14 protein-coding genes are annotated in these 13,149 nt (G+C 45.3%); 4 read left to right on the plus strand and 10 right to left on the minus strand.

The genetic code is table 11. The features are described from left to right. Positions 1-54: 54 nt before the first annotated feature. A complete protein-coding gene (gene rsmI, locus AC5JL3_RS17985) occupies positions 55-933 on the minus strand; it encodes a 16S rRNA (cytidine(1402)-2'-O)-methyltransferase (RefSeq protein ID WP_496075786.1) in 879 nt (292 codons plus the stop codon). Between the two features lie 5 nt (positions 934-938). Beyond that, on the minus strand, positions 939-2,375 hold the full coding sequence (locus tag AC5JL3_RS17990) for a sensor domain-containing diguanylate cyclase (RefSeq protein ID WP_496075787.1): 1,437 nt from the start codon (positions 2,373-2,375) through the stop codon (positions 939-941). Between the two features lie 148 nt (positions 2,376-2,523). On the opposite strand from AC5JL3_RS17990, the gene AC5JL3_RS17995 reads away from it, so the two are divergent. After that, positions 2,524-3,399: a sugar kinase gene (locus tag AC5JL3_RS17995; protein WP_496075788.1), complete on the plus strand. Its 876-nt coding sequence runs from the start codon at positions 2,524-2,526 to the stop codon at positions 3,397-3,399. 145 nt (positions 3,400-3,544) lie between these two features. Here AC5JL3_RS17995 and AC5JL3_RS18000 read toward each other — a convergent pair whose 3' ends face one another. After that, complete coding sequence (locus tag AC5JL3_RS18000; RefSeq protein WP_496075789.1) at positions 3,545-3,763, minus strand: hypothetical protein; 219 nt, start codon at positions 3,761-3,763, stop codon at positions 3,545-3,547. 463 nt (positions 3,764-4,226) lie between these two features. Between AC5JL3_RS18000 and AC5JL3_RS18005 the strand changes: the two genes are divergently transcribed. Then, a complete protein-coding gene (locus tag AC5JL3_RS18005; RefSeq protein ID WP_496075790.1) occupies positions 4,227-4,508 on the plus strand; it encodes a YiaA/YiaB family inner membrane protein in 282 nt (93 codons plus the stop codon). An 87-nt stretch (positions 4,509-4,595) separates the two neighbouring features. On the opposite strand, the gene AC5JL3_RS18010 is transcribed toward AC5JL3_RS18005, so the two are convergent. Genes AC5JL3_RS18010 through AC5JL3_RS18020 form a run of 3 tightly spaced genes read right to left on the minus strand, consistent with a single transcriptional unit; the run spans position 4,596 to position 5,682 of the window. Then, entirely contained in the window at positions 4,596-5,045 is a 450-nt protein-coding gene (locus tag AC5JL3_RS18010; protein ID WP_496075791.1) for a ferredoxin, read from the minus strand. After that, positions 5,045-5,431 (minus strand): DUF1257 domain-containing protein, encoded by a 387-nt coding sequence (locus AC5JL3_RS18015; protein WP_496075792.1) that lies wholly within the window; start codon positions 5,429-5,431, stop codon positions 5,045-5,047. Before AC5JL3_RS18015 ends, AC5JL3_RS18010 begins: the two co-directional genes overlap by 1 nt. A gap of 41 nt (positions 5,432-5,472) precedes the next feature. After that, positions 5,473-5,682, minus strand: a complete 210-nt coding sequence (locus AC5JL3_RS18020; RefSeq protein ID WP_496075824.1) for a DUF2997 domain-containing protein — start codon at positions 5,680-5,682, stop codon at positions 5,473-5,475. A gap of 363 nt (positions 5,683-6,045) precedes the next feature. On the opposite strand from AC5JL3_RS18020, the gene bioU reads away from it, so the two are divergent. Continuing rightward, a complete protein-coding gene (gene bioU, locus AC5JL3_RS18025) occupies positions 6,046-7,086 on the plus strand; it encodes a (S)-8-amino-7-oxononanoate synthase BioU (protein WP_496075793.1) in 1,041 nt (346 codons plus the stop codon). Positions 7,087-7,181: 95 nt separating this feature from the next. On the opposite strand, the gene AC5JL3_RS18030 is transcribed toward bioU, so the two are convergent. The 4 genes from AC5JL3_RS18030 to AC5JL3_RS18045 all read right to left on the minus strand — a co-directional run bounded on the left by AC5JL3_RS18030 (position 7,182) and on the right by AC5JL3_RS18045 (position 12,543). Next, the gene (locus AC5JL3_RS18030) at positions 7,182-7,769 is read right to left on the minus strand and encodes a hypothetical protein (protein WP_192217360.1); all 588 of its coding nucleotides are present in this window, start codon (positions 7,767-7,769) and stop codon (positions 7,182-7,184) included. Positions 7,770-7,959: 190 nt separating this feature from the next. Beyond that, positions 7,960-9,177: a type II secretion system F family protein gene (locus AC5JL3_RS18035; protein ID WP_496075794.1), complete on the minus strand. Its 1,218-nt coding sequence runs from the start codon at positions 9,175-9,177 to the stop codon at positions 7,960-7,962. A 136-nt stretch (positions 9,178-9,313) separates the two neighbouring features. Then, positions 9,314-10,438 carry a type IV pilus twitching motility protein PilT gene (locus AC5JL3_RS18040; protein ID WP_496075795.1) on the minus strand — a complete coding sequence of 375 codons (1,125 nt, stop codon included), beginning with the start codon at positions 10,436-10,438 and terminating at the stop codon, positions 9,314-9,316. Between the two features lie 107 nt (positions 10,439-10,545). Further along, the gene (locus AC5JL3_RS18045; protein WP_496075796.1) at positions 10,546-12,543 is read right to left on the minus strand and encodes a GspE/PulE family protein; all 1,998 of its coding nucleotides are present in this window, start codon (positions 12,541-12,543) and stop codon (positions 10,546-10,548) included. A 321-nt stretch (positions 12,544-12,864) separates the two neighbouring features. Between AC5JL3_RS18045 and AC5JL3_RS18050 the strand changes: the two genes are divergently transcribed. Next, complete coding sequence (locus AC5JL3_RS18050) at positions 12,865-12,993, plus strand: hypothetical protein (RefSeq protein WP_496075797.1); 129 nt, start codon at positions 12,865-12,867, stop codon at positions 12,991-12,993. Positions 12,994-13,149 lie beyond the last annotated feature (156 nt).

A 13,149-nucleotide genomic window follows, 5' to 3' on the forward strand; every position in this document is an offset into this window, starting at 1 on the left:
ATTCCCAATTCCCAATTCCCAATTCCCAATTCCCAATTCCCAATTCCCAATTCCCTACTCCCCACTCTCATCTAAAGTATTCACTTCCGGTAGAGCCTGATCAGGAATCGCTAAAGCTAACTGATAGAGTTGACGCCGAGGAAGTTTGGTGAGTTGCGCTAACTGGCGCGATGCTTGCGATCTCGATACTCCTTGAGCAATTATCTGTTGCAACTCTGCTTTTAGAGCATCTTCTGATAGCACTGTTGTCACAACTTGAGCGCCCGTAACAACTAAAGTAAATTCTCCCTTGGGTTCACGCTGGGTATAGTGAGCGATCGCATCCTCAATTGTGCCTCGCCAGAACTCTTCATACAACTTCGTTAACTCTCGTGCCACAACGATCTGACGGTCTTTTCCCAAATGGTCTGCCAAATCTTGCAGACTCTTTCGTAAGCGATGAGGAGATTCGTAAAAAACTAAAGTTCTAGATTCTGCTTCCAGAGATTCTAGACGTGTTCGCCGCTCTTGACCACTTGCAGGTAGAAAGCCTTCAAACACAAATCGGTCTGTTGGGAGTCCTGCGGCGCTGAGTGCGGTAATGGCAGCCGTAGCCCCAGGAATGGGTACAACTGTTATCCCGGCTTCATTACAAGCTTTAACTAACTCATAGCCAGGGTCTGAGATTCCCGGTACTCCAGCATCCGTAACCAATGCGATCGCTTTTCCCTCATGCAGTTGACTGAGTAACTCTGGAAGACGTTGAACTCGATTGTGTTCGTGATAGCTCAACTGAGGTGTATGTATCTGAAAATGCTGCAATAGTTTTCCCGTATGGCGTGTATCTTCTGCTGCGATCGCATCTACCGATTGCAAAATCCGTACCGCCCGAAAGGTCATATCTTCCAGGTTGCCAATCGGCGTTCCTACTACATAAAGCGTTCCTAGTTCCATGAAAATTATGGCTGTTGTTCTTGTAGTTCCCGCTCATCTACTCGGTAGATATGTACTTGATTGCGCCCTTGCTTCTTTGCAGAGTAGCAAGCCGTATCTGCTGCGTTTAGAATATTTTCTGGATTTAAACGGCAGTCGTTGATTGATACAAGCCCAATACTAATACCAAGGGTAAAGGTTTGGTCTTGCCACACAAATCGGAACTCTTGAATAGACTTGTGCAGTTTCTGAACAACTCGTGTGGCTTCCTCTAAAGAACATTGATAAAGTAGCAACCCAAATTCATCACCGCCTAAGCGAGCTAAAGTATCCGATTTGCGGCACCGATTTTGCAGTAAGGCGCTGATTTGGCGTAGCAGTTCATCACCAGCCAGATGACCACAGGTATCATTAACAATTTTGAAGTGGTCTAAGTCCATGTAACAAAGTGTGCATTCCTGATCGGAAGCCCTCGCCGTACTAACGACTCTCTCTAAGCACTTCTCAAATTCACGGCGATTCACTAAATCCGTGAGAGCATCGTGGCTTGCTTGCCAGGAGAGTTGCTCATTTACCTTTGTCAGTTCAGCCGTTCGCGCTCCCACCAGTTCTTCTAAGTGTTCTTGGTAGAGTCGTAGCGCTGTATCTGACTGCTTGCGCTCTGTGATATTTTCTACCATGGCAATGCAGAATTGGGGATTGTCTTCGGCATCACGCACCAAGGAAACAGTGAGATGTCCCCACACCATCTGCTTCTGTTTGGTGATATAAATCTTTTCTAGCTGGTAGAAGTCGCGAAGACCCTCGACCATCTCTTGATAAAGCTCCGCTTCAGTTGAGATAAAGTCTGAATGAGTGAATTGTGTGAAATGCATCCTACTCAATTCGTTTTCGCTGTAGCCCAGCATCTTTTGGAAAGCTGGGTTTGCTGCCATAAGTTCTCCAGAAACGTCCGCAAGTACAATTCCAGTTGCCGCATCCTCAAAGATTAAACGAAAGCGAGTTTCGCTTTGTTTAAGTGCAGCTTCGGCTAAGATGCGATCACCAATTTCCTGAGCGAGTTTTTGATTAGTTGCTTCTAATTGAGCAGGGCTAGGCAGCGCTAAAGCTTGAGGAATTAAGCCAAATAGTTCTATAGCTGTGTACAAGGAAATTAACGCTGTAGTCAGCTTAATCCCTCCAGACAGCCAATAGTCCGGATGCCAGAGTGTCCAGACAGCCATCAGATGACTTGTTCCACAAGAAATGATGAACGCCCCAAACATTAGAAAGATTCCTTGAAAGGGCATATCCCGTCGCTTGTGGACGAAGTAGATTAGCATAATTGGAATTGAAAAATACGCTAACCCAATTAGTGAGTCTGACGCTACGTGTAACCAGACAAGTTCTGGCTTCCACAGGTAGCAGTGACCATGGGGGATGAAAGAGCTTGAGGAAAAGAAATTTTTTACAGGTTCCAGCATGAATCGCTACTGCTCCTTAAGAGCGGATAACAAACAATATGCCTAACGTGTCCATATTGTCTTCCCTCCAAGGGACAACACATGTTGAAGCAAAACCTGAAATTTAAACTCTACAATTTTGAGCGTCAGCCTGAACTGGAGAGAGTCGATGGCAAGAAAGGGACTTTTTGTTGGAATGGTAACGTTAGATCTGGTTTATCTAACCGAAAAGCTTCCGGATAACAATCAAAAAACTGTTGCTTCTGACTACACTGTTACCGCTGGTGGACCAGCCACGAATGCAGCAGTAACGTTTAGTTACCTGGGTAATCAAACAACACTACTCGGTGTCGTTGGCACTCACCCAATCACCTACTTAATTCGAGGTGATTTAGAAAATTATGGAGTGACTGTTGCTGATCTTGCCCCTACTACTACTGAACCGCCACCTGTTTCTTCTATCATCGTTACCGAAACCACTGGCGATCGCGCCGTGATCTCAATCAATGCTACTAGGATACAAATTAGTGCTGAACAACTGCCTACAACTATTGGCTTAGATGTTGTCGATTTAGTGATGATTGATGGTCATCAAATGCTGGTTGGATTTGCGATCGCTCAAATCGCAAAAAATAATAATATTCCAATTGTCATTGATGGAGGTAGCTGGAAGCCTGGATTTGAAGAAATATTGCCATTTGTGGATTATGCAATTTGCTCGGCTAATTTCTATCCACCAGGTTGTACTACTTGTGAGGAAGTCATTGCTTATCTTGCTGCTATGGGGATTCCTCACATTGCCATCACCCAAGGCGAAAAACCAATCCAATACCTTAGCGATGGTGTATCAGGTGAATTGCCAGTCCCCCAGATTAATGCCGTTGATACGATGGGGGCGGGTGACATCTTCCACGGTGCTTTCTGTCACTACATCCTAGAGCAAAACTTTACCGATGCCCTAAACGCTGCGACAAAAATTGCCTCTCGTTCTTGTGAATTCTTTGGGACTCGTCGCTGGATGGAAAACGATTCCAATCCTGGTTGATAAGCGACAACAAATTTAACTTACATACTCTACTGGTTCTTATTGACTGTTGACACTCCTATTTACCCAGCGAACAGTCAACGAAATAAGGCTTGGAGTTGAGAATCGTAACAAAATACTGCTTGAAAGGAAGATGTTGAAAGCTTCAAGCTAAAGCAGAAATCTCACTGACTACCTTCATCCGTCCCCGACGCAAGGCACGCAATAAGCGATCAATTGCATCTCTCTCTTCTTGGGTGAGGGAATCTTCTAGCAGTGCAGCCATTAACCCATATCGGTCAGCTAGTGTAATTGTTCCAGAAGTGCTGACATGAGCAAATAAATCGGAGATAGCACCAGGTAAGAGGCGAACTTGAACGTACATCGGACTCCATAGAACTCGATACTCTTACTATGAGTCGTTTTACATCGGTTAGAAGTGATTGAACACGAACAATCATCGTGACAATTACCCACTTTTTAGGTGAGTCAAGTCGATTTTTTGGGTGACATTACTGTTGTTTTTGTGTGAGTTACGTGCTAATGAATGGTGATATATATCGTTGTGTTTTGTGAGCTTAGTCACAATTAGTAATACTCTGCTGGTTCGATCAAAGCTGGTAGGGAGTTTGCGGAGCTTACCTCAGATGAATAAAAAGCGATCGCGTTCCCTTCGTGACTTCAAAAACAGCTAAGACAATCAACGAGGAGGCGCAGGTGACGTAAGCACTACCACAACTGTTCCTTGTGCAAGTTGTAAAAACTGTCTATTTGCTCCTCTATCTCTAAATTGCGATCAATATGATGCGAATAACCTATTAAAGATTTCCGTTGAGGTAGAAATGACAATGCAATCACCATTGAATAACCAAGTCCACAGTACAGGTTGGATTGTTCAAGCTTGGGCTTCTTTTGTCCTGTCTGTTGGGGCTATGAGTGTTGGTATTCTGAACCTGCCTGTGGATAATTGGGTAAAAGGTTATATGGGAATGGGTTTAGCCTTCACGGTTGGCTCTACAATCAGCATGGCGAAAACCACTAGAGACAACCACGAAGCCAAAAGACTAACAGCTAGAGTCGATGAAGCAAGAGTGGAGAAACTTCTCAGTGAACACCACCCTCTTAAATAAAAGCAAATCCCCAATTGCATTTAAGCATTGAGGATTGTTCGACTAAGAAGCTGTACCAAACCGACTGTTCGTTTTTTGTATTAAAAGTTAATAATGGCTTTTCTTTTTATTCTGTTGATTCAGCTTCTTACGCCGAGCTAGGGTAGCAACGACACTAGGGTCAAGTGGATAGCCGACAAGTGGAATTACCTGATATTGCCGCTCTTCTTCAAGATGTTTCAGTTCGGTGTAATCAACCCAATGAATGCAATCGACTGGACAGGTGTCAATTGCTTCTTGAATCACCTCTTCTGAATCCCCATCTTGCTGAACTACACGCGATCGCCCGTAGTCTGGTTCGATATAAAATGTATTCCGGGCAACATGGGCACAATGCTTGCAACCAATACAGGTGATTTCATCAACATAAACACCCTTTTGCCGTAACGTCCCTCCCAGTTCTGGCTCCAAACCTGAACGCTCTGGAGCATCCCGGAAGATACCTCCTAATTCTGGCTCTAGACCCGAACGCTCCAGTGACGATGAGGAATCAGACATTAAGCACTCCAGCGCTGTACTACCAAGCGGATTGAACCATCCTGATTTTGTTGTTGTTCGGCAACTTGAAAGCCTTGCTTAGCAGTTTCTTGCATTACGGTATGGTAGGCATAACGCTGGGTTACCCGATTGAGGAAACCATCGACAGACAAGGGCTGCTGCCAGTACTGCAAGTCGGCAACGAGTTCGTATTCATTTCCATTCCAACTAAAACCAATGTCATAGTCATTGTCTTGTTCTATGACGACTTCGGCAGTGCGGGTCTGACCTTGGTATCCTCGAACTGAGCGAGGGCCAGATTTCCAGTCAACTCCCAAGTCTGACAGAGCCGCTTGCAAAGAGACAACGTTGCGGATTTGTGTTTTAATGTTGCTGAAATGTGACATCTTAGTTTGAAATAATTTACTTTATATTGAACAAAAAAAACTTACCAATTGCTGAATGTCGCTTGAGCGGTTGCTGTTGCTGACTGCTTCAACGGCTGGGCAAAATATTCTGATGTCTGCTCTTGAGAGACGACTCGCCCCAATTGAGCTTCGATGGCTGCTGTCACCTCTGCACAAGAGGCTCCAACAATACCAGTAACTTTTTCCTGTACTCGACCATCTGGATAGATGACAAACTCCAAGGTTTCCATGCTCATGGCTGACTGTTGGGTAATCCTCAATTCCGGGTGGATAGTGATTTTAGCGATCGCTTGCGCGGAGCCTTCATACCTGTTTACTAACCAATTAATTGGCTAGTAAACAGGTAATCAATCGTGAGCAATCGCCTCACTCCGAATCATATTTCAACAAAACTTAGTAAAAAGCCGGGATCGTACTCTAGTCTTTAAGTAGTTTCTCTTAACTTTATACTGCCGTCAAGCTATGACATTCCCTAAATAATAGGTGTTAATAAAACTATACATATCCAAATTTAACCTTACTTGTGTCTTTGGGCTGATCTGTAGAGCCAGGAACTCAGATAATTAAAGTCTGTTTTATTGAAGTCAGGCATTATGAGTGAAAAGCAAAGCACCAGTCCAGCTAATGTGACAACGGCTGATTCTCTAATAACGACACCAGTACGGGTAGGCGTTCTGGGCTTTGGGGGGTTAGGGCAAGCCGCCGCCAGAGTCCTTGCCCCCAAGCGTGAAATGATTTGGGTAGCCGCCGCTGACCAAAAAGGTTATGCCTATGAGGCGACTGGATTGAATCCTGATACCTGTATCGCTACTTACGCCTCTCAGGGTTCATTAGGTTATTTAGAGCCAACGGGTACCCTCAGCAACCACAGTATTTCAGACTTAATTGAACAAGCGTCTGTTGATGGGTATTTTCTAGCATTGCCAAATTTGCCCAACACCTTTATGTCATCCGTAGCACGTCAATTTATTCAAGCTGGATGGCAAGGTGTGTTAGTCGATGCCCTGAAGCGTACCAGTGCAGTCGAGCAGTTGCTGGAGTTACAAGCTGAACTCCAAGCAGCAGGCATCACTTACATGACGGGCTGTGGTGCGACACCAGGGTTATTAACAGCCGCCGCCGCTTTAGCCGCTCAAAGTTATGCCGAGATTCATCAGGTGAAAATTACCTTTGGGGTCGGGATTGCGAATTGGGAAGCTTACCGGGCAACGATTCGAGAGGATATTGCTCACCTCCCTGGTTATGATGTTGAACGTGCTAGGGAAATGAGTGATGCTGAGGTGGAAGCTTTACTAGAAAAGACGAACGGCATCTTGAGCCTGGAGAATATGGAACACGCCGATGATGTGATGTTGGAACTAGCGGGAATTTGTCCGCGCGATCGCGTTACTGTTGGTGGTATTGTTGATACACGCAACGCCAAAAAACCTCTTAGTACCAATGTCCAAGTGACTGGTCGTACCTTCGAGGGCAAAATTTCGACTCATACCTTTACCCTTGGTGATGAAACCAGCATGGCAGCCAATGTTTGTGGTCCCGCATTCGGCTACCTCAAAGCCGGAGTGTCGTTGCACCAACGAGGGATTTATGGTTTATTTACGGCTGCCGAAGTGATGCCGCAGTTTGTCAGATAGTTTGGCAGAAATCAATGAGAGGTGGTCTTAATACTTAAACCTTAGTAGTTAGTAGGCTTTCTTGCTACTAACTACTAAGAACTAACAACCAACCATCAAGCCGGAGGACTTTCAGGAGACAACGTTCCTAACTCTTCCTCCTCCATAATTTCTGGCATCTCCACAATAAAAGGTAGACTTGCACCCAACAAGCCTCGTTGAATTCGTTGAGGAGTCTCTGGAAATACAACAAACAGTGGATAAATGCGATTATCTCCCTCGCTAAGTACGTGTTGATAGCGGATAGGCATCAACCACTCGTAGTCTTTGTCTAACAACACTTGTGTTTGACGCCAACGACTTAATAAGTCGGAAAAGTCCTCGTGAGGGCGATGGATAAAGACAAGAATCTCAACCCCCATCTTAATTTTCCATTCCGGATCGCACATCAAAATAGCAACATCACAGGGCAAGCAAACAGCTCCCTGTAAGCTAGTAAGACCACTGGCAGTGTTATGTCCTGGTGGTTGAGGATTGCGGATACGCACAATCGGCAAGGGAATCGTAATCACGCTTTCGTCGGGTCGGCGCATACTCGGAATCATCTCTAGATACGGCCGATATTTCTTAAGCAGTGCGATCGCTGCCTCATGATTGCTGTACTCCGCTAAGCTAGCTTCGTAATCCGATTGCTTAATAGGCATTTTTCTAGATTTAAAGAGCGATAATTAACTAAATTTTTCTTAACAGTCTAGTAAAGCGGATTAGCCAGATGACTTCTAAACAAATAGAGGGTTTGCACGTCCTCAGACCTCTGAATCAACGATGAAAACCCTCTGCTAAAAAGCCACAGGAACTTAAAACTTCCTATTCTTGCTTTAAGCCGTTTGACTTCTATCCCAAAGCATCATAGACCTTAAATAGAGGCAGATACATGGAAAGCAGAATTACAGCTACCATCCCTGCCAAGAGAACCATCATGATCGGTTCAATGAGGCTAGTTAGTGCTTTAACAGCTTGCTCTACTTCATCTTCATAGAAGTCAGCTACCTTCATCAGCATGGCATCCAACTCACCCGTTTCTTCACCAATACTGATCATCTGAATTGCCAAGAGTGGAAACACTTGATCTCGTTGCAAGGCAAGGCTAATCATCCCACCTTGTTGAATATCTTGCTTCGCTGCCTCCACAGCATTGGCAATGACTTGGTTGCCAGAGGTATCGCGAACAATATCTAATGCTCCGAGAATTGGTACTCCTGAACGAGTCAACGTCCCAAAAATTCGACAAAACCGAGCAACTGCCGCTTTTTGATTCAAATCACCAAATAGGGGCATTTTCAGCAAAAAGCCATCGATTTGTAAACGACCAATTGGTGTCTTGTAATACCACCGGAAGGCGATGCTGACAATGATGATAAAGGCGATCGGAATAATGATTCTCCAGCTTCTGAGGATTTCGCTTATATTGACCATAAATTGGGTCAAAGCTGGTAACTCTACACCCAACTCCTCAAAAATCTCAGCAAAAATCGGGATTAAAAACACCGTCATCGCGAAAAAGACAAGAACCGCAATGATGCCAACTGCCACAGGGTAAGCCAAGGCTGACTTGACTTGGTTTCTCAACCGTGCCATGTCCTCAAGAACTTTGGCTAATCGGTTTAGTACCTCGTCAAGAACACCCCCAACCTCGCCAGCCTGAACCATGCTAACGTACAAGGTGTCAAAACACTCTGGGTGTTTACGCATTGCCTCAGAGAGATTTGTTCCCTGCTGCACCTCACCGCTAATAGCAACTAGGGCTTTTTTCAGCTTTGGCTTAGGACACTGTTCTGATAAGACACCAAGGCAGCGAACCATAGCCACCCCAGCATTGACCATGGCAGCAAATTGGCGCGAAAAGACAGCCTTATCTCTGATTGTGACAGAGCTAAAACTTGTCATGAATTCTTTTACATCAAAGTCAATGCCGAAGCTTTTCTTGATGTTTCCGACGATAGGATAGCGGTTTTGGAGGATGCTACGGGCTTGTTCGGGAGAAGTCGCTTCAATTTTTTCTTTCTTAGCGTTTCCTCTGACGTCCCGAACTTCAGCAATGAAGGTAGGCATGGCTTGCGTTTAGATGAAAGTAAAGCAGCTGAGTAAAACATTTATTTCGTTATTAGTTTCAAGTGTTATGTAAGTCTTAAAGACTCAGGGCAGATACCACTGCACCCGCCTTGTAACACTCAAAACTAACTGAAACCTAGCGAGTCTGCTTAGCAGGAACTCTGGCGCTGATATTAGCCGAACTTGCTGAACCCGCAAGGATACGCTGCAATTCGTCAGGCTTGGAACTCTTGGATGCTGCCATCTCAAATGAGATTTGACCTGATCTAACAAGATTAGCTAAAGACTGTTCCATCGTCTGCATCCCCATCTTCATCCCCGTTTGAATCGCGGAGTACATTTGAGCCACTTTTCCTTCTCGGATAAGGTTTGCGATCGCAGGTGTCACGATCATAATTTCTTGAGCCATTACCCGACCAAATTCACCCGGTTTCGGACTTTTCTTAGGTATTAGGGTTTGACTAAAGACGGCAATTAGCGAGTTGGATAGCTGAGCATTAATTTGTTGTTGTTGTTCTGGCGGGAACACGTCGATAATCCGGTTTACCGTCGAAGCCGCTGAGCTGGTATGGAGGGTACCCATTACCAAGTGACCCGTTTCAGCCGCAGAAATAGCAAGAGAAATTGTATCCAAATCCCGCATTTCCCCAACCAAAATTACATCAGGGTCTTCCCGTAGTGCTGATTTCAGAGCATTAGCAAAGCTTCTTGTGTCTTCACCCTTTTGACGTTGGTGAATCAAGCTCTTGACATTTGGAAATACATATTCTATTGGGTCTTCCACCGTCAGAATGTGTTCTCCTCGTGTGCGGTTGATTAAGTCAACCATCGCCGCTAGTGTAGTGGTTTTACCAGAACCTGTTGGTCCTGTCACCAAAACCAAGCCTCTCGGTCGTTCACTCATTTCCCGAACAATATCTGGCAGTCCCAATTGGTCAAAGTTAGGAATCTTAGAAGACAAGGCTCTTAATGCTGCCGCATAGTAACCACGCTCTTTGTAAACATTGACGCGGAAGCGAGCTAACCCTTTAACCCCATAAGAACAATCCAATTCCCAGTTCTGCTCCAAATCCTTACGTTGTGTGTTGTTGAGCATACTGAAAATCAGCTTCTGACACTCTTGAGCGGTCAGTGGATCTTCGCTAATCGGCTGGAGTTTCCCGCTAATCCGGAAGTAGACGGGGGCACCCGCTTGAAGGTGCATATCGGAGCCACCCAGCTCAATTAGCTGCTCCATTAAGTCTTCAATCATCAAGTCCATGACGCTGTCTCCTGAGGTAGTTGTTAGTTGTTAGTTGTTAGTTTTTGGTTGTTAGTTGTTAGTTAAAAAACGTTATAAATCCTAAAAACTAACAACTTTATCTAGGGCTAAAAACGAGGGGTCATACAGTAAGGACAGTCGAGCCACTCTGGTTGATTGTCTGCGCCACAAGTCCGACAAGTGAGGGAAGTCTTGCGTTTGGCTCTAAGTTCTGACTCTAGTCCGGAATCAGTAAACGTGACTCGTTCCACTTCTTCGAGTGTGGTGTAGCCTTGCTGCACTAGGTTCAAGCTGTAGGAGAGTAATGTGACCATTCCCTCATCTACTGCCGCTTCCTTAATCCGCTCAGTGGGGGCACCGTCGTTAATTAGGGTTTGGACAGTTTCGCTAACACGCATGACTTCATAGACACCAACCCGTCCCTTATAGCCAACACCACTACATTTTGTGCAAAGTTTACCTGTATTTCTCGCCTCCTGAATTTCCTCAGCTCGCAACGTATTGGCTTGATATAAGGTGATTTCTCCCTCATTGGAAGCTGATAAACCAAAACGAGCGAGTTCCGCTGAGCTTGGTAGATAAGAGATGCGACAATCTGAACAAACACGTCGCACCAAGCGTTGAGCCAATACACCCAACAGTGCGCCGGATACCATGAAGGGTTCAACGCCCATTTCGTCTAAACGTGCGATCGCGCCAGCCGCATCATTAGTGTGAAGCGTTGTTAACACCAAGTGCCCTGTAAGAGCCGCTTCAATCGCGGTTTTCGCGGTTTCTTTGTCCCGTGTTTCACCAACTAGAATCACATCTGGGTCTTGTCGCAGAAAAGACCGGAGAATTGAGGCAAAGTCCATGCCTTTTTCTCGCAACACCTGCACCTGAGTAATTCCTGGTAAGGAATACTCAATTGGGTCTTCGGCAGTACTGATATTGACTCCAGGGTCATTCCGTTCTGCCAGCATCGAGTATAGAGTTGTTGATTTACCAGAACCCGTGGGTCCTGTCACCAAGATTAGCCCAAATGGTTTGTTTGCCATTTCTCTAACTATTTGCAGCGTGTCTTCGTCTGTAATCAACTTGTCCAAACCTAGCTGCGTGGCGGAGTTGTCCAAAATCCGCAAAACGACCTTCTCGCCGTAGCGACTGGGTAAAGTACTGACTCGAAAGTCCACTTTGCGACCTTGAAACATCCGCCGGATTTTCCCGTCTTGAGGTAGGCGTCGTTCCGCAATGTCCAACTCCGCCATAATTTTGAATCGAGCGGAAATTGCTGCCGTGATTTTCTTGGGTAAATCAAACGCTTGACGCAAAACCCCATCTTTACGAAAGCGGATGCGTAAAGATTCTTCTTGGGGTTCAACGTGAATGTCAGAGACATCCTCTTGCAGTGCCTTCGCCATGATTTTGTTAACCATGTTGATTACCGGGGCACCAGAGGCATCATTCAAAGAGGAATCTAAATCTGCCTCAACTTCATCCGGTGCATCCTGCAACGTGTCAAGAGTATCTAAATTCTCAAGGTCTTCTTTGACATCTACAGCTTTTTCGACCTCTAGCTGCTTCTGACGAGCAAGTTGTTCATCAAGGTATCTAGAAATTAGCTGCTGATAATCTTCTTGGGTAATGACCATCCGTTGCAAGGCAATACCCTGAGGACGCAGAATCCGGGTCAAATCATCCTGGGCATCTAAATTATCAGGGTCAACCATTGCCACCAAGATTGATGGAGGCTGCGTTTCCTTTTTTGCGAGTGGGACTAAGCGATAGCGGCGACAGATATCAATGGGGAGTAGAGTATCGATCAATTGACCGACTTGGTGATTGGAAATCTCACTGATTTCCGGATCGAGAGACTCAACCCCGTAAAGAACTTTTAGTTCAAATAATTGCTGTTTTTTGTATTGGCGTAGTAAGTCAGGTGACAACTGACGCCCTGTGACCGATTCGAGAATCTCTGTCAGTGGTCTTCCTGACTTGCGGGTTTCGACCAGTGCTTGATGCATCTGGTCATTGTCAACGTAACCCGCTTGAATTAACTTATTGCCGAAGGGCGAAAAATCGTTACGGACAATAAGGGCACGCCGTGGTGATGAGGATTGAGTCATAGCGGCTCTTGAATATCTCCTTACGTTATAAGTTATTTCCGACATTACGAAATTATTCCCAAAAGCTATGGATTCAATAGCATTTGAGAAAAGGGAGCTTCGGGGCAACAAGCGTCAACTGACACGCTTTGACTTGAGCGGCGTGACCGTCGCTCTTTCCTTAAGGCGGTTACCTCGTAAACCCTTAGGGAAAAGGCTTTTTATCACGTTATGCTGTCTTGCCCACACGTGCGTAATTACAAATATCCTGACGACGAGGAAACGCCAGTTTGAAAGATATCTGAACTTGATAAAATTTTAGGTGCGAGCAGAAGCAGCATCATGCTTTATGTAGAATATTTTATTGATGATAGCTTTTACCAACTCGCGTTTGCACCGCTCGGACAAAGCTTTGTCAGCGATCGCAAGGTGATCCCAAAGGTCAGTTCATTCCTCCCTCAACCTCCATAATAGAGAAAACTCCCCCTACAGACATATTTTCTGTAGGCGAGTTATTTACGAGTCGTGATGCGTAAAGCCCCCGCGCTCTACTCCGGGGGATATAAGCGAATAACCGAATTTATTCGGTCGTAACATCGTATAATTACGTAAGTGAACATGACGTAA

This window comes from Symplocastrum torsivum, assembly GCF_059505465.1.